This is a genomic window from Aeromonas sp. A35_P (assembly GCF_002259925.1).
Lineage (GTDB): Bacteria > Pseudomonadota > Gammaproteobacteria > Enterobacterales > Aeromonadaceae > Aeromonas > Aeromonas dhakensis.
Genome location: NZ_NEVB01000192.1, coordinates 1 through 18,835, shown reverse-complemented (window position 1 = coordinate 18,835; position 18,835 = coordinate 1). Strand labels below are relative to the sequence as shown.

Genomic DNA, 18,835 nt, shown 5'->3' with positions numbered 1-18,835 from the left:
ACCGCCGATTGGCGGTCTTTTTGTTTGTGTCGTCTGACGGTCTATGGTCAGGCGATGCCTGCCAACAGGCGGCTCCAGTTGCGTTTGGCCACGGTGAAGGCATCGTGCAGGCTGCGATACTCCAGCTGCAGTTTCAGCTGGTCGTAACGGGCCAGCGCCTTGCGCTTGCGCTGCTCCAGCAGGCGTTTGCGGCTGGCGTAGTAGTGCTGCAGCTGCTGGCTCAGCTTGTCGTACTCCTCTTGCAGCAGCGCCTGCCACAGCTCCCTGTCGTCCTGTCTGTGCAGCCTGGCCTGGGCCCGTTTCAGCTGCATCTCCAGCCTGGCCTGCTCGATCCGCTCTTCCGGGCTGGCGCGCAGATCCCGTGCCAGCCCGCACCAGGCGGCACTGCGGATCAGCCACTTGGTTGGATCGAACTGCCACCAGCGGATGCCGTTGCGATAGTCGTTCTCAAACAGGTGGTGGAAGTTGTGGTAGCCCTCGCCGAAGGTGAAGAAGGCCAGGATGCCGTTGTCCCGCGCGCTGTTGCGGTCGGTGAAGGGCTGGCTGCCCCAGATGTGGGCCAGGGAGTTGATGAAGAAGGTGGTGTGATGGGTCATCACCATGCGCAGCACTCCGGCCAGCAGCAGCATGCCGAGCAGATCGCCGTGGACGAGCCCCAGCAGCAGCGGGATGCCGATGTTGGTGGCCAGGGTCAGCGCCAGGTAGTGCTTGTGCTGGAAGGCGACCACTGGGTTGTTCTGCAGATCCCGCACGTTGCTGTAGTCGTGGTAGATGTCGCGCTGATATTCCCGCAGCATCCAGCCGATGTGGGAGAACCAGAAGCCGCGGCCCGCACTGTAAGGATCCTTCTGGTTGTCATCCACGTGGCGGTGGTGGCGACGATGATCGGAAGACCAGTGCAGCGCCGAGTTTTGCAGGGCGAGGGCGCCGCCGATGGCGAAGATCCACTGCAGGATCGGGTGCGCCTTGTAGGCCTTGTGGGACCAGAGCCGGTGGTAGCCGGCGGTGATGGAGATGCCGCAATAGCAGAACAGCAGCAGGAAGCTGCCCCACTGCCAGAGGTCATAGCCATGGGTCATGCCGTACCAGGGCACGGCGATCAGGGCGGTCAGCCCGGAGAGGGCGAACAGCAGGGTGTTGGTCATGATGATCGGGGGGCGTTCCATCTCACTCGGTTCCTTTCAGCGAACAGCTGTGCGCTATTTTCCATACAGCCGGAATTGGGGTCAATGGTAAAAAAGTAGGAGACAAACCTGATCCTGGCGCAGCCTTCGGGTTATCATTTGGCCTCGATAACCTGAAGGTGACTGTTTTCGTGGGTATTCGCGCGCAACAAAAAGAAAAAACCCGGCGTACTCTGATCGAGGCGGCGTTCAGCCAACTGTGCGCCAATCGCAGCTTTTCCAACCTCAGTCTGCGGGAAGTGGCGCGGGAGGCCGGCATTGCGCCCACCTCCTTCTATCGTCATTTTCGCGACATGGAGGAGCTGGGGCTGACCCTGGTGGATGAAGGCGGCCTGACCTTGCGCCAGTTGATGCGCCAGGCGCGTCAGCGCATCGCGGGTGGCGGCAGCGTCATCAGCACCTCGGTTCAGACGTTCATGGAGTTCGTCGAGAACAACCCGAACATCTTCCGGCTGCTGCTGCGCGAGCGCTCCGGCACCTCTGCGGCATTTCGCCAGGCGGTGGCGCGGGAGATCCAGCACTTCATCGCCGAGCTGACCGACTACCTCGAAGCCACCACGGGGGCGCCGCGGGAAGAGGCCTACATCCAGGCCGAGGCCATGGTGACCATCGTCTTCAGTGCCGGTGCCGACGCCCTCGACATGACCAGCGAGGAGTGCCGGGCCCTGTCCGATCGCACCATCCGTCAGCTGCGCATGATCGCCATGGGCGCCGAGGTCCAGAACCAGAAGCGCCGTGAACCTCTCTCTTAAGTCAAAGGATGGACAGCTCCATGCATGACCAGAACACGATTCCGAAGAAACCCCTGCTGCTGGCCCTGCTCATCGGCATCTGTGGTAATGCCTCCCTGACGGTCTTGTCAGAGTCGGCGGTGCCCTTCTCCTTCTTCCCGATGATCGCCTTCGTGCTGGCCGCCTATCAGCTCTACCAGCACTACCGTCATGTCTCGCTGGAGGGCAACACCCCGGTCTGCATGCTGCTCAGCTTCTTCATCGGCGTGTTCGGCCATTCGGCGCTGGTCAAGGTGCAGTACCCAGAGCTTGGCAGCAACTTCTTCTCGCTGATCATGATGTTGCTGCTGCTGGCCGTGCTCTCCATCAAGCTCGGTATCAGCGTGGGGAAAAAAGAGAAGGAGTGACCAGCACTCCTTCCATCACTACCATGACAGAGCCGGGATCACCCGGCTTTGTTGTCTTCGCCGCGCTGCCTGGCATCGACGATGGCCTGCAGCCTGGCGCGGATCTCAACCATGCCGAACACCCCGAACACCAGCACCTGGGTAAACTCGAGCCGGCTCACCGCGAAGTAGGGCTTGCAAGCTGCCTTGACCATGCTGGCCTGCACCCAGTGCATCAGGATCACGATCACGCCGCACACCGGCAGGAAACCGTTGAGCTTGCCCGGCAGCGGGGCGATCAGGCTGACCAGCACGCCGAACCAGAAGAACAGGATCAGACCCATCGCCAACAGATTAAACACCCGCTTCATCGTTTACCTCCCGCACATAGCGTTGATAGCAGACCTGATTTGATCGGCCTGTTTGTCCTTGAGTCGTAGTCCAGATTGACGGGGAGGAGCTCTGTGCCCATTTTCCCCTGCCATCCGGTTGTTAAACTGCGGCGTCATTCTTGATCTCCCGCAGATAGAGCTGGTAGCAGACCTGGTTTGATCGACCTGCTTGTCCTTGAGTCGTTGTCCAGATTGACGGGGAGGGGTTAGTGCCCATCTTCCCCAGCCACCCGGCTGTTAAACCGCGGTGTCATTGTTGATGTCCCGCAGATAGAGCTGGTAGCAGACCTGACCCGCTTGCTTGTCCTTGAGCAGTTGCCAGCTGGCTGGCAGCGGCAGATCGGCCATCTCCTTCTCCCGCTCCAGATAGATGAGGGCGTCCGGTGCCAGCCAGCCGCGCTGCTCCAGCAGCTCGCACACCTGGGGCAGCAACTCGCGGCGAAAGGGGGGGTCGAGAAACACCAGGTCGAACGGCGTGGCCGGCCCCTGCAGCCAGCTGACGGCATCGGCCTGGATAACCTGCCCCTGGCTGCTGCCGAGGGTGGTCAGGTTCTTCTTGAGCTGCTCGGCGGCGCCCCTGTCCATCTCGATCAGGGTGACCTGCTCGGCGTAACGCGACAGCGCCTCCAGCCCCAGCCCGCCACTGCCGGCGAACAGATCCAGGCAGCGGGTGCCGCGCACATGGGGAGCGAGCCAGTTGAAGATGGTCTCCTTGACGCGATCTGTGGTGGGTCTGAGTCCTTCCACATCCCTGACCGGCAGTTTGCGGCCTCGCCACTGGCCGCTGATGATTCTTACAAAGCCCGATTTCCCCTGCGGGGTTGGGCTCTTGCTCGGGCCGTTACGGCTGGATTTCACTCTGGGCATCGCGTTTCGTCGTCAGAAAATAAAGTGATAGTATAAGGCGGTTCATTTTTATGCCGACCCGCCGAGGGACGGCTATCTTAGCAGTCAGCCTTTGATGTGAGTATTTTTAGATGGCAAAAGGTTTGTTTTCCTGGCTGGGTTTCGGCCGCAAGAAAGAAGAGGCTGAGGCTGTCCAACCACAGACACCGCAAGCCACCCCGACTACCGTTGAGCCCGACGTTGCGGCTCATCCCGCTCCCGTTTCCGAGACGACTGTTTCCGATAGTACGCCGGCCGTCGCTGCTGAAGTGCCCGCCAGCGCACAGAATTCCGTTTTGCACGATGATTGCTGCCCGCCTGCCGAGCTGGACGACCATGGTCCGCTGGTGGTGGAGGAATGTGCCTCCGATCTGGAGCCGGTGATCGTCAATGAAGCCCTGATCGCGGAAGAGGAGCGCGCGGCTGCCGAGGCGCAAGCTGCCGAAGCTGCCCGGATTGCGGCCGATCTCAAGGCAGCGGAAGAGGCCCGCCTTGCCGCTGCCGCTCAGGCTGCCGAAGAGGATCGTATTGCCGCCGAAGCCCGCGCGGCGGAAGAAGCCCGTCTTGCCGCCGAAGCCCGCGCGGCAGAAGAGGCTCGTCTTGCTGCCGAAGTCCGCGCCGCAGAGGAGGCTCGCGTTGCCGCCGAAGCCCGCGCTGCAGAAGAGGCTCGCATTGCCGCCGAAGCCCGCGCTGCAGAAGAAGCCCGCATTGCTGCCGAAGCCCGCGCCGTGGAAGAGGCTCGCATTGCCGCCGAAGCCCGCGCTGCAGAAGAGGCCCGTATTGCTGCCGAGGCCCGCGTTGCAGAAGAAGCCCGCGCCGTGGAAGAGGCTCGCATTGCTGCCGAAGCCCGCGCCGTGGAAGAGGCTCGCATTGCTGCCGAAGCCCGCGCCGTGGAAGAGGCTCGCATTGCCGCCGAGGCCCGTGCGGCAGAAGAAGCCCGTATTGCTGCCGAAGCTCGTGCGGCGGAAGAGGCTCGTATCGCAGCCGAAGCTCAGGCTGCGGAAGAAGCCCGGATCGCCAAAGAGGCCCAGCGAGCGGAAGATCTGCGCCTGGTCGCCGCGATGGAGGCTGAGGCCGCCGCGCTGGCCGCACTGCCACTGGCAGCCAAGGTGGACGACGACACCCAGGACAAGCCGCAGCGGGAGGGCTTCTTCGCCCGTCTCAAGCGCAGCCTGGTACGCACCAAGGAGAATATCGGTTCCGGCTTCTTCGGCCTGTTCCGTGGCAAGAAGATCGACGACGAGCTGTTCGAGGAGCTGGAGACCCAGCTGCTGACAGCGGATCTCGGCGTCGACACCACCACCCGTATCATCGAGGGGCTGGTGCAGCATGCGGATCGCAAACAGCTGAAGGATGCCGAGGCGCTCTACGGCCTGCTCAAGCAGGACATGGGCGAGATGCTGGCCAAGGTCGAGCAGCCGCTGGTGATCGACACCGACAAGAAGCCTTACGTCATCCTGATGGTGGGCGTGAACGGGGTCGGCAAGACCACTACCATCGGCAAGCTGGCCAAGCAGTTCCAGGCCGAGGGCAAGAGTGTGATGCTGGCCGCTGGCGATACCTTCCGTGCCGCCGCCGTCGAGCAGCTGCAGGTGTGGGGTCAGCGCAACAACATTCCGGTGATTGCCCAGCACACCGGCGCCGACTCCGCCTCCGTCATCTATGATGCCATCGAGGCTGCCCGCTCGCGAGGGGCCGACGTGCTGATCGCCGATACCGCCGGCCGCCTGCAGAACAAGAGCAACCTGATGGAAGAGCTCAAGAAGGTGGTGCGGGTGATGAAGAAGCTGGACGATGCGGCGCCCCACGAAATCATGCTGACCCTGGACGCGGGCACCGGCCAGAACGCCCTGAGCCAGGCCAAGCTGTTCAGCGAGGCGGTGGGCCTGACCGGTATCACCCTCACCAAGCTGGATGGCACCGCCAAGGGCGGCGTCATCTTCGCGGTGGCCGACAAGTTCCAGATCCCGATCCGCTACATCGGGGTGGGCGAGGGGATCGACGATCTGCGTCCGTTCGTCGCCAACGACTTCATCGAGGCGCTTTTCAGTCGCGAGGAGTGAGTGTCTTCGCGATGAGCAAGCTCGGGCGCCGTGAGTTGAGCGCCCCCTGCCCCGACCCAGGTCGGGGCTTGTCACTGTCAGGGAACCGTTATGATTCGTTTTGACAAGGTCAGCAAGGTTTACAGCGGCGGCCATCAGGCGCTGCAGAAGGTCAGTTTTCACCTGCGCAAGGGGGAGATGGCCTTTCTGACCGGGCACTCGGGCGCAGGCAAGAGTACCCTCCTCAAACTCATCAGCGTAATGGAACGGCCGACCGACGGGCGTGTCTTCTTTCATGGCGATGACGTCAGCCATATCAAGCGGGGGGAGATCCCCTATGTGCGCCGCCAGATCGGCATGATCTTTCAGGATCACCGCCTGCTGATGGACCGCACCGTGTTCGACAACGTGGCGCTGCCGCTGGTGATCGACGGCTACAGCCATGGGGACATCAACAAGCGGGTCGCTGCGGCGCTCGACAAGGTGGGGCTGCTCGGCAAGGAGCGCTACCAGCCGCGCATGCTCTCCGGCGGTGAACAACAGCGGGTCGGTATCGCCCGCGCCATCGTCAACAAGCCGCCGCTGCTGCTGGCGGATGAGCCGACCGGCAACCTGGATCCCCAGCTCTCCATGGACATCATGCGGTTGTTCGAGGAGTTCAACCGCTTCGGCGTCTCCGTGCTGATTGCCACCCACGATCTGGGGCTGATCGCCCGCATGCGCTATCGCACCCTGACCCTCAAGGCGGGTCGCATGTATTCGTCCGGGGAGGAGCTCTGATGGCCATTCGCGCGCGTCACAAACAGCCGCCGCTGCGGCGCTTCATGATGTACTGGGTTGACCACGCCCGCCAGGCCTTCTCCAGTCTGGGGGAGCTGTGGCGCAACCCGCTTGCCTCCCTGATGACGCTGGCGGTGCTGGGGGTGAGCCTGGCGCTGCCTTCCTGCTTCCACGTGCTGCTGAAAAACGCCGAGGTGGTGGAGGGGAGCTGGCAGACCAGCTCCCAGATCTCCCTCTACCTGCGCAAGGATCTGCCCGAGCAGAACATCCTCGACATGAAGCAGCGGATCCTGCTCTACCCGGAGGTGGAGTCGGTCACCTACATGAGCCGGGATGAGGCGCTCAAGGAGTTTCGCGAGATCTCCGGCTTTGGCGATGCGCTCGACTACCTCGACAGCAACCCGCTACCGCCGGTGCTGAGCGTGATCCCGGATCCGCGCTGGCAGAACCCGGAAGGGGCGGCCGAGCTGCTCAACAAACTGAGCAATGAAGACGGGGTCGAGCAGGGCAAGCTGGATCTGCAGTGGCTGACCCGGCTGCAGGGGATCATGAACCTGCTGCGCCACACCATCACCGGCATCGCCGTGCTGCTGCTCTCCGCGGTACTGCTGATCGTCGGCAACACCTTGCGCCTGAATATCCTCAACCAGCGCTCCGAGATCGAAGTGCTCAAGCTGGTGGGGGCGACCGATGCCTTCATCCATCGTCCTTTCCTTTATACCGGCATCTGGTTCGGGGTCATCGGCGGCATGCTGGCCTGGTGGCTGACCGAGGTGATGGTGATCTGGAGCGAAGGAGTGGTGAAGGAGCTGGCGGGTCTCTACAACAGCAACTTTAGGCTGGTGGGCATGGGAGCGGTGGACGGGATCAACCTGATCCTGCTGGGGGCCCTGCTGGGGCTGATCGCCTCCTGGTTTTCGGTCCATCGCCACATTCGTGACATCGAACCGTCCTGATTAATTTGTCAGCGTTTCAAAGCGCTGGATTTTGCGACCTGGATCAAGTAAAAGAGTGGCCGTTTCTGGCACGGCCACCGTTCTGGGAGTAATCTGGATAGCACCAGTCTTCAGGATCTTCTCTGGATCCTGTGAACCTTCTGATTTATAAGCAGTCTACAATTGCGAAGAATTTATACGGGTGTGGCCCCTATGCCTTGCTCGTCTGACTTGGCAAGCATGTGAAGGTTGCGAGCTCCGCAACAATGGACTTAGCATGCTACTTTTCGGGGGTCCTTCATTGTGACCCCCTTTTTTTGACTGTTCATTCATGATTCATCCTGCCGGCCTAAGATAATTCCGGTTCAGACATGCCCGTCATGTTTGATGCAGGCCGCAGAATGGCGTCCGGTCAGTAGACAGGCCCTCTCAGGGTGTTAGACTGATTCGATTGAAAAGTAAGAGGTAGAACATGGGAACTTCATTGCAGCGCACTATGGCTCTGATTCCGCAAGGTAGTCTGGAAGGCTATATCCAGGCAGTAAACTCGATTCCGGTGCTGAGCGCAGAGGAAGAGCGTGAGCTGGCTGAGCGTTTGCAGCAGGAAGGCGATCTCGAAGCTGCCCGTCAGCTCGTTATGTCGCACCTGCGTTTTGTCGTTCACGTCGCCAAGAGTTATGCCGGTTACGGTCTGCCCCTGGCCGATCTGGTGCAGGAAGGCAACATAGGCCTGATGAAGGCGGTCAAGCGTTTCGACCCGAGCGTCGGCGTGCGTCTGGTCTCCTTCGCCGTGCACTGGATCAAAGCCGAAATCCACGAATACGTGCTGCGCAACTGGCGCATGGTCAAGGTGGCGACCACCAAGGCCCAGCGCAAGCTCTTCTTCAACCTGCGCAAATCCAAGAAACGCCTCGGCTGGCTGAACCACGAAGAAGTCCAGGCCGTGGCCGCCGATCTCGGCGTCTCCGCTGCCGACGTCACCGAGATGGAAGCGCGCATGAGCAACTACGATCAGGCGTTCGATCTGGTCGGTGATGAGGACGAAGAGGGCGGTTTTGCGCCGGTCCACTATCTGGAGGACAAATCCTCCGATCTGGCGGCCACCATCGAGAATGACAACTGGGACGATCATGCGACCCGTCGTCTGAGCTCTGCCCTGGCTACCCTGGACGAGCGCAGCCAGCACATCATCCGTGCCCGCTGGCTCGACGACGACAGCAAGACTACCCTGCAGGAGCTGGCCGATACCTACGGCGTCTCCGCCGAGCGGGTGCGTCAGCTTGAGAAGAATGCCCTCAAGAAGCTGAAGGATGCGATGGAAGCATAATCCTGTGCGCCGGGCGGGTTCGTCAGCTTGATAAGCACGCGCCCAGGCAGCTGAAAGATACGAGGGAGGCCTGATGCCTCCTGATGAAAACAGGGCCTGATGGCCCTGTTTTTGTTTGCCGGGGATCTGGTCGGCCTTGCCTTGGTTACCCTTGTGTATGGTATGTTGCCGCCACTGCCACAGTAGGGAGAGCAGATAGTGAAACTCTTGAACGACTTGTTTACCAACAACCGCGAGTGGGCGGAACGGATCAAGGCCGAGGATCCCGAATTCTTTGCTACCCTCTCCGCCCAGCAGGCCCCCGAATACCTCTGGATCGGCTGCTCCGACAGCCGGGTACCCGCCAACCAGCTGATGGGGCTGCTGCCGGGGGACGTGTTCGTCCACCGCAACGTCGCCAACCTGGTGGTGCACACCGACTTCAACTGCCTCTCGGTGCTGCAATACGCGGTCGAGGTGCTCAAGGTGAAGCACATCATCGTCTGCGGCCACTACGGCTGCGGCGGCGTCAAGGCGGCGATGCAGAACCAGGAGCTGGGGCTCATCGACAACTGGCTGCGCAACATCAAGGATGTCTACTTCAAGTATCGCGAGCAGCTGGATGCCATCGAGGATGAGCACGAGCGCTTCGACTACCTGTGCGAGCTGAACGTGGCCGAGCAGGTGGCCAACGTCTGCCACACCACCATCATCCAGAACGCCTGGCGCAAGGGGCAGGAGCTGGCGGTGCACGGCTGGATCTACGGCATCAAGGACGGTCTGCTGCACGATCTCGATCTCTGCATCAGCGGGCCTGAGCAGATCCCGGACGTCTATCGCGCCTGGCCGGACATGCGTCCGCCCCATCGCCGTCGCTGAGGAGCATCCCGTTGGCACCGGCCCTCTATCTGCAGATCAAGCAGCACATCCTGGACGGGATCCGCGAACGCCACTATCAGGCGGGCGACCGGATCCCGACCGAGGCCGCCCTGTGCGAGCAGTTCACCGTGAGCCGGATGACGGTCAACAAGGCGCTGCGCGAACTGGTGGCCGAGGGCTGGCTGGTGCGCACCGCCGGCTCTGGCAGCTTCGTGGCGGACAGGCGCACCGAGTCGCCGCTGCTGGCCATTCGCAACATCGCCGACGAGATCGCCGAGCGGGGCAGCGAGTACAGCGGTCGGGTGATCCGGCTGCAGCGCCAGGCCGCCGACGAGAAGGTGGCGGTGCAGCTGGGCCTGCGCGTCGGCGCTCCCATCTTCCACAGTCTCATCGTCCATCAGGCCGACGGTGAGCCGCTGCAGCTGGAAGAGCGCTTCGTCGATGCGGAGCGGCTGCCACAGTATGGCGAGCAGGATTTTGCCAGCCAGACCCCCAACCGCTATCTGATGGAGGTCTGCCCCCTCTCCGAGATGGAGCACGTGGTGGAGGCGGTGCTGCCAAGTGCCGGCGAGGCCGGCTTGTTGCAGGTGCGGGTCGACACCCCTTGCCTGCTGCTGCATCGGCGTACCTGGTCCGACGGTTATCTGGTCTCCTATGCCCGTCTGCTCTCGCCGGGCTCCCGCTACAAGTTGAGTTCCAAGACCAGCCTCAGTTAATTGTATATACATATCATTTTTAAAAAAGCCCGCCTCTGGCGGGCTTTTTTGTGTTTAAGCTCTAATGAACACGCTGTTATCAAGATGTGAACTTGATCCTTTCTTTCCCGTCAGAGATCGGATATAAGTTAATGTATATACATTTAGAGGTCGGTATGAACAAGGAACTGTTGAACTGCGAGCGGGTCTGGCTCAACGTGACACCCGCCACCCTGCGCTCCGATCTGGCTGACTACGGTCTGCTGGAACCCCATGCCCTCGGCGTTCATGAGGGGAGGATCCACGCCCTGGTGCCCATGCAGGATCTCAAGGGCCCCTATCCCGCCCATTGGCAGGACATGAAGGGCAAGCTGGTTACCCCCGGCCTCATCGATTGCCACACTCACCTCATCTTCGCCGGCAGTCGCGCCGAAGAGTTCGAGCTGCGCCAGAAAGGCGTGCCTTATGCCGAGATCGCCCGCAAAGGCGGCGGCATCATCAGCACGGTGCGCGCCACCCGTGCCGCCAGCGAGGATCAGTTGTTTGAGCTGGCGCTGCCACGGATCAAGTCGCTGATTCGGGAAGGGGTCACCACGGTGGAGATCAAGTCCGGCTACGGCCTCACCCTGGCAGACGAGCTCAAGATGCTGCGGGTGGCCCGCCGACTGGGGGAGGCACTGCCGATCCGGGTCAAGACCACCCTGCTGGCGGCCCATGCGGTGCCGCCGGAGTATCGCGACGATCCCGACTCCTGGGTCGAGACCATCTGCCAGGAGATCATCCCGGCTGCCGCCGAGGCGGGCCTGGCCGATGCGGTGGACGTCTTCTGTGAACACATCGGCTTCTCGCTGGCCCAGACCGAGCAGGTCTATCTGGCGGCGGATCAATATGGCCTAGCGGTGAAGGGGCACATGGATCAGCTCTCCAACCTGGGCGGCAGCACGCTGGCCGCCAACTTCGGTGCCCTCTCGGTGGATCATCTGGAGTACCTGGATCCGGAAGGGGTGCAGGCGCTGGCTCACCGCGGCGTGGTCGCGACCCTGTTGCCCACCGCCTTCTACTTCCTCAAGGAGACCAAGCTGCCGCCGGTCGCCGCCCTGCGCAAGGCGGGAGTGCCGATGGCGGTCTCCTCCGACATCAACCCGGGCACGGCCCCCATCGTCTCCCTGCGGATGGCCATGAACATGGCCTGCACCCTGTTTGGCCTGACCCCGGTGGAGGCCATGGCCGGGGTGACCCGCCACGCCGCCCGGGCGCTTGGCGAGCAGGAGCAGCTGGGACAGCTCAGGGTCGGCATGCTGGCGGATTTCCTGGTCTGGAACTGCGGCCATCCGGCCGAACTCAGCTACCTCATCGGCGTCGATCAGCTGGTGAGCCGGGTGGTCAATGGGGAGGAGACCCTGCATGGATAAGATAAATGGGATCGACATGTCGATCTGGCAGGGGCGTCAGGATCCGGAAGACGGTGAACTGGCCCTGCGCTGGCATGACAGGGTGCAGCCCTGGCAGGGATGCGGTGAACCCGGCGTGGTACTGCTCGGCTTCGCCTGCGACGAAGGGGTGCGCCGCAACAAGGGGCGCATCGGCGCCGCCGGTGCGCCGCTGGCGGTGCGCAAGCTGCTCGCCAACACGGCCTGGCATCTGGGCCAGCCCGTCTACGACGGCGGCGATGTGCGCTGCGAGGATGGCGATCTCGACGCCGCCCACGAGCGGCTGGCCGAGCGGGTCGCCGCGGCCCTCGAGCAGGGCCAGTTCCCGCTGGTGCTGGGGGGCGGCCACGAGGTGGCGTTTGGCAGCTGGAGCGGCCTCAACCGTCATCTGGGCAGCCGTGGCAGGGTGGGCATCATCAACTTCGACGCCCACTTCGACCTGCGCATGAAGCTGGAGCAGGCGAGTTCCGGCACCCCCTTCTTCCAGATTGCCGAGCAGTGCGCTGTCCAGGGCACGCCCTTTACCTACGCCTGCCTCGGGGTGGCCGAGACCGCCAACACGGCGGCGCTGTTTGCCCGCGCCGAGGCGCTGGGAGTATGGCATGTGCTGGACGAGGCGATGACGCCGACCGAGCTGCCAGCCTTGCTCAACGGGCTGGATGCCTTTATCGCCCGCTGTGACCACCTCTATCTGACCATCGATCTCGACGTGCTGCCCGCCGCCGTGATGCCGGGGGTGAGCGCTCCTGCCGCCCGCGGCGTGGAGCTGGCGGTCATTGAACCCTTGATCGCCCACATCCGGGCCAGCGGCAAGCTCAGGCTCGCCGATCTGGCCGAGTACAACCCGAACCTGGATCAGGACAACCGCAGCGCCCGCGTGGCCGCGCGCCTGGTTCACCAGTTGACCAAGTAGCGGCGCACCGCGCCGCCTGATTGCATCGATAAACAAGGAGTGTCTATGTCTGTACAACACCAGGATCCCCGCCACGATCCGAGCCGGACCATCCGTGCTCCCCACGGTATCCAGCTGACTGCCAAGAGCTGGCTCACCGAGGCCCCGCTGCGGATGTTGATGAACAACCTGGATCCGGAAGTGGCCGAGCATCCCCAATCCCTGGTGGTGTACGGCGGCATCGGTCGCGCCGCCCGCAACTGGGCCTGCTACGACAAGATCGTCGAGGTGCTGACCCGCCTCGAGGATGACCAGACCCTGCTGGTGCAATCCGGCAAGCCGGTCGGCGTGTTCCAGACCCACAAGGATGCCCCGCGGGTGCTCATCGCCAACTCCAACCTGGTGCCGCACTGGGCCAACTGGGAGCACTTCAACGAGCTCGACAAGAAGGGCCTGATGATGTACGGCCAGATGACCGCCGGCTCCTGGATCTACATCGGCACCCAGGGCATCGTGCAGGGCACCTACGAGACCTTCTTCGCGGTGGCGAACCAGCACTTCAACGGCGAACCCAAGGGGCGCTGGATCCTGACCGGGGGTCTCGGTGGTATGGGCGGTGCCCAGCCGCTGGCCGCCACCATGGCCGGCTTCTCCATGATCGCCGTGGAGTGCGACGAGACCCGCATCGATTTTCGCCTCAAGACCCGCTACGTCGATAAGAAGGCCCATAGCCTGGATGAGGCGCTGGCCATGGTCGAGGAAGCCAGGCAGAGTGGCACCGCCGTCTCCGTCGGCCTGCTCGGCAACGCCGCCGACGTGTTCGCCGAACTGGTAGCCCGCGGCATCACGCCGGACGTGGTGACCGACCAGACCTCCGCCCACGACCCGATCCACGGCTACCTGCCCCAGGGCTGGAGCCTGGCCCAGTGGCGCGACCTGCAAAAGAGCGCACCGGAGGAGGTCAATGTGGCCGCCCGCCGCTCCATGGCCCGCCAGGTGGAGGCCATGCTGACCCTGCAATCCCGTGGCGCCGCCACGCTCGATTACGGCAACAACATTCGCCAGATGGCGCTGGAAGAGGGGGTCAAGAATGCCTTCGACTTCCCCGGCTTCGTGCCAGCCTACATCCGCCCGCTGTTCTGCGAGGGCATTGGCCCGTTCCGCTGGGTGGCCCTCTCCGGCGATCCGGAAGACATCTACAAGACCGATCAGAAGGTGAAGGAGCTGATCCCGGACGATCCCCACTTGCACAACTGGCTCGACATGGCCCGTGAGCGCATCGCCTTCCAGGGCCTGCCGGCGCGGATCTGTTGGGTCGGGGTCAAGGATCGGGTGCGCCTGGGCCTGGCCTTCAACGAGATGGTGAAGAACGGCGAGCTGAAGGCCCCTGTCGTCATCGGCCGCGACCACCTGGACTCCGGCTCGGTAGCGAGCCCGAACCGCGAGACCGAGTCCATGATGGACGGTTCCGACGCCGTCTCCGACTGGCCGTTGCTCAACGCCCTGCTCAACACAGCCGGCGGTGCGACCTGGGTCTCCCTGCACCACGGTGGCGGGGTCGGCATGGGCTTCTCCCAACACTCCGGCGTGGTGATCGTCTGTGACGGTACCGACGACGCCGCCAAGCGGGTCGGCCGCGTGCTGCGCAACGACCCGGCCACCGGGGTGATGCGTCACGCCGACGCCGGCTACGAGATTGCCATCAACTGTGCCCATGAGGCGAAACTGGATCTGCCGATGCTGGACGCAGCAGGCAAAGGGGTGAAATAAGATGTTCGAACTCAATCTGCAACCGGGCAAGCTCTGCCTCAACACCCTGCGCCGCGTCAGCCGCGAGCCGGTACACGTCAGCCTGGATCCGGCCGCCCTGGCGGGGATCCACGCCTCCGCCGCCGTGGTCACCAAGGTGATCGAGCAAAACCGGGTGGTGTACGGCATCAACACCGGTTTTGGCCTGCTGGCCAACACCCGCATTCCGGTAGAGCAGCTGGACGAGCTGCAGCGCTCCATCGTGCTCTCCCATGCCGCCGGCATCGGCGAGTACATGGATGATGCTACCGTGCGGCTGATGATGGTGCTCAAACTCAACTCCCTGGCCCGCGGCTTCTCAGGTATCCGCCTGACGGTGCTGGAGGCCCTGATGCGCCTCATCAACGCCGAGGTCTACCCGGTGGTACCGAAGAAGGGTTCCGTCGGCGCCTCCGGCGATCTGGCGCCGCTGGCCCACATGAGCTGCCTGCTGATCGGTGAGGGCAAGGCGCGCCACAAGGGCGAGCTGATCGACGCCGCCACGGCGCTGAAGATTGCCGGGCTCGAGCCCATCGCGCTGGCGCCGAAAGAGGGGCTGGCCCTGCTCAACGGCACCCAGGCGAGCACCGCCTTCGCGCTGGAGGGGTTGTTCCACGCCGAGGATCTCTACGCCGGCGCCATCACCATAGGTGCCATGAGCGTGGAGGCGGCCCTTGGCAGCCGCCGTCCGTTCGATGCCCGCATCCACGAGGTGCGTGGCCAGCGCGGCCAGATCGATGCGGCCGCCTGCTACCGTCACCTGCTGGTGGATGGCAGCGAGATCGGCATGTCCCATCACAACTGCGAGAAGGTGCAGGATCCCTACTCATTGCGCTGTCAGCCCCAGGTGATGGGCGCCTGCCTGACCCAGATCCGCCAGGCCGCCGAGGTGCTGGTGTGCGAGGCCAACGCGGTCTCCGACAACCCGCTGGTGTTTGCCGAGGATGAAGAGATCATCTCCGGCGGCAACTTCCACGCCGAGCCGGTGGCCTTCGCCGCCGACAACCTGGCGCTGGCCATCGCCGAGATCGGCTCCCTGTCTGAGCGGCGCATGGCGCTGCTGATCGACTCGCGCATGTCCGGTCTGCCGGCCTTCCTGGTCAACAACGGCGGCGTCAACTCCGGCTTCATGATCGCCCAGGTCACCTCGGCGGCGCTCGCCTCCGAGAACAAGACCCTGGCCCACCCGGCCTCGGTGGACAGCCTGCCCACCTCGGCCAACCAGGAGGATCATGTCTCCATGGCCACCTTCGCCGGCCGCCGGCTGGCTGACATGGCCGAGAACACCCGCGGCATTCTGGCGGTGGAGCTGCTGGCCGCTGCCCAGGGGCTCGACTTCCGCGCGCCGCTGCGCAGTACAGAGCTCATCGAGCTGGCCAAGGGCCGGCTGCGGGAAGAGGTCAGCTTCTACGACAAGGACAGGTACTTCGCGCCGGACATCGAGGCGGCCGCCGCCCTGCTGGGCCGTGCCAGCTACAACGATCTGATCCCGGCCGGCGTGCTGCCGAGCCTCTAAGCGGCCACCCCGCCCATGACAAAAGACCGCCCATCGGGCGGTCTTTTCGTTGCTGGGGTTGATGATTCAGCGATTATTCGTGTTCGAACATCAGGAACAGATAGACCACGAACAACACCAGATGAGTGGCCCCGTGCAGCGCATTGGTGCGGCCGCTGCTGAAGGTCACCTTGCACACCATAAGGGTGGTGAACAGCAGCACCATGTCGGCGGCGGAGAGGCCCAGGCGCACCTCCTGCCCCAGCATGGCGCCGATGAACAGCACGGCGGGCACTGTGAGGGCGATGGTGGCCAGCACAGAGCCGAAGTAGAGGTTCATGGCCCGCTGCAGCTGGTTGTTGAAGGCCGCCTTGATGGCGCCGACCGCCTCGGGAGCCAGCACGATACAGGCGACGATGAAGCCTCCCAGCGCCGGCGGCGCCGCCAGCACCTTGACCCCGTGATTGATGGGAATGGCCAGGGTCTTGGCCAGCAGGATCACCACCACCAGATAGGCGAGCAGCAACAGAGTGTGGTAGGTGTTGCTCTGCAGCGGGCCGTGGTGCTCTTCGTAATCCTCGTGATCGCTGTCGATGAAGAAGTGGCTGTGGCTGCGGGTCTGGATCAGCAGGAAGACGCCGTAGAGCAGCACAGAGATGATGATCAGCATCCAGGACATGGCACTCGACATGCTGCCGATGTTGCCCCCTTCGGTGAAGTTGGGCAGCACCAGGCAGAGCAGCGCCAGCGGAATGATGGCCACCAGATAGGATTTGACCCCGTCCAGATTGAAGCTCTGGGTGTGATAGCGCCAGCCGCCAAACAGCAGGGTGAAACCCACCAGACCGTTGGTCACCAGCATCACCACGGCAAACATGGTGTCGCGGGCCATGACCGGATTGGGTTCGCCGGTCAGCATGACGGAGGAGATCATCACCACCTCCAGCGAGATGACCGACAGGGTCAGGATCAGGGTACCGAAGGGCTCGCCCAGCTTGATGGCGAGGGCATCGGAGTGGCGCACCACCGAGAAGATGGCCCAGGTGACGATGGCAAGCAGCACCGCCGATACCGGAAGATAGATCCCGAGCGGAGTTGTCTCTGTCAGCAGGTCGCTACCGAGCGTCTTGAAGAAGAGCAGGGTAAGCAGGCCGACGGGCAGGGCAATCTCTTGCCGGATAAATGACTTCATAGGCAATGGTTCTCATCTCGGGGCGGCGTGAGCCGACGGGTATGGAGCAGGGTGGCTGCGTCACCGCAGTGACGGCACTGCCAATGATAAAGGCTGTCGTCCGCGCAAGGAAAAAACATTTTGTTGCAAGATATGAGGGAGCCGGATGCCTGCCCCGTGCACGTGCCGTGCCGGCAGCGGGGACGCCTCAGTGTGTCCTGCGTTCGTTCGCGTGGGTCTGGTACCAGGCCAGCAGCCAGATCTTCAGCTTGGTCAGCGCCATGGGCGGGGCATAGACATAGCCCTGGATCAGGTGCACGCCGCGCTGGCCCAGATAGTCCACCTGGGCCTGGTGTTCGACCCCCTCGGCGATCATCTCCATGCCCGACTCGCGGCCGAAGGCGATGGTGGCGTCCAGCACGCTGCGTTTGAGGTCGTCTGTGCCTATGGTGTCGACGAACATCTTGTCGATCTTGATCTGGCGGATGCCGAGTCGCTGCAGGTAGGCGAAGCCGCCGTAACCGGTGCCGAAATCATCCAGCTTGAAGTGGTAGCCCTGATGCTGCAGGGCGCCGATCTCGGCGATGGCGCTCTCGATGTCGGTGATGGGCTTGCGTTCGGTCAGCTCGAAGGTGAGCTGGGCGGGAGAGGGCCAGCCGTGGTGCAGCAGCAGATTGCGCAGGTGCGGGTGCTCCAGGTGGGCGGCCACTATGTTGACGCTGACCCACTGGCCGGGGGCGAGTCTGGGCAGATCGGCGATGACCTTTTCCAGCAGCTGGCTGGTCATCGGCAGGATCAGCGCCTGCTCTTCTGCATAGTCGATGAAGGCGCCGGGCGGGATCAGACCGCCGCCCCGCTGCCAGCGCAGCAGTGCCTCGAACCCCACCACCTGCTGGCTGCGGCTGTCCACCACGGGTTGGTAGAAAGGCACGAACTCCCGTCGCGCCAGCCCGGCCTGCAACAGCCCCTTGAGCGAGCGCCGGTAGTTGCGCAGCCCCCAGTAGGCGGCGACCAGCAAGGTGCCCACAGCGGCGCCGCACCAGAGGCCGTAGTGGCGTGCCTGTTGCTGGGCGTAGTGTTCAAGGGCCTGGCCCGCCCACAGGGTCTGCCGGATCGGCTCTGCGGGGTCGGGGAAGCTCAGATTCAGGCTTTGGTTGCCGGTTTCCTGCTTGATGGTGCTGTCGCCGCGGGGAAAGGTCGGGCTTGAGACCCCGGGTTGCAACCGACTGAACTCGAGATAGAAACAGTTGTGGCAGGGGGTTTGCAGCAGGGCGTGGCCCCAGCTGTTGCTCAGTACCCAATAGACTATGTTGCCGCCGGTGCGGTAGTAGGCGACCAGCTCCTGCTCGGTGTGGAAACGGGCCGGGGTAGCGCTAATGCCGAATGGTTCATGCCCGGGATAGGGGGGGAGTTCTGCCGTGGTGAGTGGCAGCTCCACTCCCAGGCTGGAGCAACCGCTGCCGGATGCCAGCAGCAACCCCTGAATGCGGATGTGGTTGCTGTAGAAGCGGGGATCCCGCAGCAGCGCCATGTCCTGCTCACCGCAGTCGAACCTGAATTGGGTCAGCTGGTCGCGGATGCTTTCGTCCAGCGCTCGGTGGCGCTCCATCAGGGCGGTATCGATCTCCTCCTTCTTTTCCAGCAACAGCCGGTGGGCCAGCGAGCTGCCGAATAGCTGACTGAGGGGCAGGCAGAACAGCAGCAGGGTGAGCCAGAGGGGGGAAATGGGTCGCAAGGGATACCTGCCTGATGCGCAAATGGGATGCATATGAGAGACATCATCATAGTGCATTAGCTGCATCGAGTTGAGCGGAGTCGATCACACTTGTATCGTAGATTTATAA

At 63.2% G+C, this 18,835-nt stretch carries 17 protein-coding genes; 12 read left to right on the top strand and 5 right to left on the bottom strand.

Annotation, left to right across the window (positions count from 1 at the left end):
- Positions 1-47: 47 nt before the first annotated feature.
- On the bottom strand, positions 48-1,166 hold the full coding sequence (locus CAK78_RS12815) for a fatty acid desaturase (protein WP_094697520.1): 1,119 nt from the start codon (positions 1,164-1,166) through the stop codon (positions 48-50).
- Between the two features lie 149 nt (positions 1,167-1,315).
- Here CAK78_RS12815 and fabR point away from each other — a divergent pair, with 149 nt between their 5' ends.
- Both fabR and CAK78_RS12805 read left to right on the top strand, forming a co-directional pair.
- On the top strand, positions 1,316-1,936 hold the full coding sequence (gene fabR, locus CAK78_RS12810; RefSeq protein WP_005308043.1) for an HTH-type transcriptional repressor FabR: 621 nt from the start codon (positions 1,316-1,318) through the stop codon (positions 1,934-1,936).
- 20 nt (positions 1,937-1,956) lie between these two features.
- Positions 1,957-2,322, top strand: a complete 366-nt coding sequence (locus CAK78_RS12805; protein ID WP_141214186.1) for a YijD family membrane protein — start codon at positions 1,957-1,959, stop codon at positions 2,320-2,322.
- Between the two features lie 38 nt (positions 2,323-2,360).
- Here the strand turns inward: CAK78_RS12805 and CAK78_RS12800 are convergent, their stop codons facing one another.
- A complete protein-coding gene (locus CAK78_RS12800; RefSeq protein ID WP_010635393.1) occupies positions 2,361-2,672 on the bottom strand; it encodes a DUF1145 domain-containing protein in 312 nt (103 codons plus the stop codon).
- A gap of 258 nt (positions 2,673-2,930) precedes the next feature.
- Positions 2,931-3,560 (bottom strand): 16S rRNA (guanine(966)-N(2))-methyltransferase RsmD, encoded by a 630-nt coding sequence (rsmD, locus tag CAK78_RS12795; RefSeq protein ID WP_094697518.1) that lies wholly within the window; start codon positions 3,558-3,560, stop codon positions 2,931-2,933.
- A gap of 110 nt (positions 3,561-3,670) precedes the next feature.
- Between rsmD and ftsY the strand changes: the two genes are divergently transcribed.
- From ftsY to hutH, 10 genes are all read left to right on the top strand, one after another.
- Positions 3,671-5,641, top strand: coding sequence for a signal recognition particle-docking protein FtsY (gene ftsY, locus CAK78_RS12790; protein ID WP_094697517.1), 1,971 nt, complete (start codon positions 3,671-3,673; stop codon positions 5,639-5,641).
- A 90-nt stretch (positions 5,642-5,731) separates the two neighbouring features.
- Positions 5,732-6,400, top strand: a complete 669-nt coding sequence (gene ftsE, locus CAK78_RS12785; RefSeq protein WP_005308049.1) for a cell division ATP-binding protein FtsE — start codon at positions 5,732-5,734, stop codon at positions 6,398-6,400.
- Positions 6,400-7,356, top strand: coding sequence for a permease-like cell division protein FtsX (ftsX, locus tag CAK78_RS12780; RefSeq protein WP_094697516.1), 957 nt, complete (start codon positions 6,400-6,402; stop codon positions 7,354-7,356). The genes ftsE and ftsX overlap by 1 nt, the downstream gene beginning before the upstream one ends.
- Positions 7,357-7,807: 451 nt before the next feature.
- A complete protein-coding gene (gene rpoH / locus CAK78_RS12775) occupies positions 7,808-8,662 on the top strand; it encodes an RNA polymerase sigma factor RpoH (protein ID WP_094697515.1) in 855 nt (284 codons plus the stop codon).
- A gap of 198 nt (positions 8,663-8,860) precedes the next feature.
- On the top strand, positions 8,861-9,520 hold the full coding sequence (can, locus tag CAK78_RS12770) for a carbonate dehydratase (protein ID WP_005308055.1): 660 nt from the start codon (positions 8,861-8,863) through the stop codon (positions 9,518-9,520).
- An 11-nt stretch (positions 9,521-9,531) separates the two neighbouring features.
- Complete coding sequence (gene hutC, locus CAK78_RS12765; protein ID WP_041216114.1) at positions 9,532-10,236, top strand: histidine utilization repressor; 705 nt, start codon at positions 9,532-9,534, stop codon at positions 10,234-10,236.
- A 155-nt stretch (positions 10,237-10,391) separates the two neighbouring features.
- A complete protein-coding gene (gene hutI, locus CAK78_RS12760; RefSeq protein ID WP_005308059.1) occupies positions 10,392-11,627 on the top strand; it encodes an imidazolonepropionase in 1,236 nt (411 codons plus the stop codon).
- Positions 11,620-12,558 carry a formimidoylglutamase gene (gene hutG, locus CAK78_RS12755; protein WP_094697514.1) on the top strand — a complete coding sequence of 313 codons (939 nt, stop codon included), beginning with the start codon at positions 11,620-11,622 and terminating at the stop codon, positions 12,556-12,558. The genes hutI and hutG overlap by 8 nt, the downstream gene beginning before the upstream one ends.
- Before the next feature lie 45 nt (positions 12,559-12,603).
- Positions 12,604-14,307 (top strand): urocanate hydratase, encoded by a 1,704-nt coding sequence (hutU, locus tag CAK78_RS12750; RefSeq protein ID WP_094697513.1) that lies wholly within the window; start codon positions 12,604-12,606, stop codon positions 14,305-14,307.
- Position 14,308: 1 nt separating this feature from the next.
- Positions 14,309-15,841 carry a histidine ammonia-lyase gene (gene hutH, locus CAK78_RS12745; protein ID WP_094697512.1) on the top strand — a complete coding sequence of 511 codons (1,533 nt, stop codon included), beginning with the start codon at positions 14,309-14,311 and terminating at the stop codon, positions 15,839-15,841.
- A 73-nt stretch (positions 15,842-15,914) separates the two neighbouring features.
- Here the strand turns inward: hutH and CAK78_RS12740 are convergent, their stop codons facing one another.
- A complete protein-coding gene (locus CAK78_RS12740; protein WP_094697511.1) occupies positions 15,915-17,012 on the bottom strand; it encodes a calcium:proton antiporter in 1,098 nt (365 codons plus the stop codon).
- A gap of 187 nt (positions 17,013-17,199) precedes the next feature.
- Positions 17,200-18,726 (bottom strand): EAL domain-containing protein, encoded by a 1,527-nt coding sequence (locus CAK78_RS12735; RefSeq protein WP_176452779.1) that lies wholly within the window; start codon positions 18,724-18,726, stop codon positions 17,200-17,202.
- Positions 18,727-18,835 lie beyond the last annotated feature (109 nt).